We start from the raw sequence: 2149 nt of genomic DNA on the forward strand, positions 1-2149 counted from the left end.
ACTGACGGCCGTCTAGACCATCAGGTGTTGCGAGGACCCCCTGAATCCGCCGCGCAGGTGAGGGGCCGCCGTCGTGCTCGCCGCGGAGAGGTCAGTCGAACTGCGGGTCCGTGGTGCGGGCGCGCTTGATCTCGTAGAAGTACGGGAAGCGGGCCAGGCGCACGGAGGCGTCGAAGATCTCGCCGGCCTCCTCGCCCCGCGGGATGCGGGTCATGACCGGGCCGAAGAACGCGGTGCCGTCGAAGGAGACCACCGGGGTGCCGACGTCGTTGCCCACGAGCTCCTCGGCGGCGCGCTGCTTGGCGCGCAGCTCGTCGTCGCCGGCGTCCGACTCGGTGGCCGCGAGGATCGGGGCCGGATCCCAGCCCAGCTCCTCGGCCGCGGCGGTGATGGCCGCCGGGTAGTCCTTGTTGCCCCGGTCGTGGATCTGCGTGCCGAGGGCCGTGTACCACTCGCCGAGCTGCTCCGGCCGCTCCTGCCCCACGTGCAGGGTGGCGCGCGCGGGGACCAGACCGCGGTCGGTGGAGGCGCGGTAGCCCGGATCGAGCTCGCGGCCCTCGTTGAGCATGTAGAGGGACATCTGGCGGAACCGGACCTCGACGTCGCGGACCTTCTCCACCTCGAGGATCCAGCGGGAGGTGATCCACGCGAACGGGCAGGTGGGGTCGAAGTGGAAGTCGACGGCGGGCGTGGCGGCGTTCTCGGCCATGGGGGTGTCCTCTCGGGTCGGGGTGACGGGCGCGGAGCATGAGGGCTCCCTGCCCCGGCCAACATCGCGGTCCCGGGTTCTATGCCCCGCGCCGCCGGGCCGGCGCCCCTGCCCGGGGCGGCTCAGGCCGTGCGGCGCCGCCGCTTGCGCTCGACCTCGGCGGGGATCAGCACCGGCTCGGCCTCGCCGCGCACCACGTCCCCGGAGATCACCACGGTGCCCACGTCCTCGCGGGAGGGCAGCTCGAACATCACGGGCTTGAGCACGTCCTCCATGATGGAGCGCAGGCCGCGGGCGCCGGTGCCGCGCGCCTCGGCCTGCTCCACGACCGCGTCCAGCGCCTCGGGCTCGAACTCCAGCTCCACGCCGTCCATCAGGAACAGCTTCTGGTACTGCTTCAGCAGGGCGTTCTGCGGCTCCGTCAGCACGCGGACGAGCTGCTCGTGGGAGAGGTCCTCCACCGTGGTGATCACGGGCAGGCGCCCGATGAACTCGGGGATCAGCCCGAACTTGAGCAGGTCCTCGGGCCGGACGTCCGCGTAGGTGACCTCGCCGGAGCCCAGGTGGTTCAGCGGCGCGCCGAACCCGATGCCCTTGCGGCCGGCGCGGGCGCCGATGATCTCGTCCAGGCCCGCGAAGGCCCCCGCGACGATGAACAGCACGTTGGACGTGTCGATCTGCAGGAACTCCTGGTGCGGGTGCTTGCGCCCACCCTGCGGCGGCACGGACGCGACGGTGCCCTCGAGGATCTTCAGCAGGGCCTGCTGCACGCCCTCGCCCGAGACGTCCCGCGTGATGGAGGGGTTCTCCGACTTGCGGGAGATCTTGTCGATCTCGTCGATGTAGATGATCCCCTGCTCGGCGCGCTTGACGTCGTGGTCCGCGGCCTGGATGAGCTTGAGGAGGATGTTCTCCACGTCCTCGCCCACATAGCCGGCCTCGGTGAGGCTCGTGGCGTCCGCGACGGCGAAGGGCACGTTGAGCATGCGGGCGAGCGTCTGGGCGAGGTAGGTCTTGCCGGAGCCCGTGGGCCCCACCATGAGGATGTTGGACTTGCCGACCTCGACGTCCGCGAGGTCGTCCCGCTCCTCGAGGCGCTCGGCGAGGTCGCCCCCGCGCAGCTGGTGCCCGCGGACGCGCTTGTAGTGGTTGTACACCGCGACGGCGAGAGAGCGCTTGGCCGCCTCCTGGCCGATCACGAAGCGCTCGAGGTGGTCGAAGATCTCCTGCGGCGTGGGCAGCGTGAGCTCGTCCGACTCGGCGGCCTCGCCGAGCTCCTCCTCGATGATCTCGTTGCACAGCTCGATGCACTCGTCGCAGATGTAGACCCCGGGCCCCGCGATGAGCTTGCGCACCTGCTTCTGGCTCTTGCCGCAGAACGAGCACTTGAGCAGGTCAGCGCTCTCGCCGATGCGCGCCATGGTGTCTCCTCGGGGTCAG

Annotated in this window: 2 protein-coding genes; both read right to left on the minus strand. The window is 70.7% G+C overall.

The features are described from left to right. Positions 1 to 91 precede the first annotated feature (91 nt). The gene (locus tag Q4D18_RS10180; RefSeq protein WP_303128008.1) at positions 92 to 709 is read right to left on the minus strand and encodes a DsbA family protein; all 618 of its coding nucleotides are present in this window, start codon (positions 707 to 709) and stop codon (positions 92 to 94) included. A gap of 122 nt (positions 710 to 831) precedes the next feature. Next, the gene (gene clpX / locus Q4D18_RS10185; protein WP_303128010.1) at positions 832 to 2130 is read right to left on the minus strand and encodes an ATP-dependent Clp protease ATP-binding subunit ClpX; all 1299 of its coding nucleotides are present in this window, start codon (positions 2128 to 2130) and stop codon (positions 832 to 834) included. Positions 2131 to 2149: the final 19 nt, after the last annotated feature.

Source organism: Micrococcus sp. (genome assembly GCF_030523875.1).
GTDB lineage: Bacteria > Actinomycetota > Actinomycetes > Actinomycetales > Micrococcaceae > Micrococcus.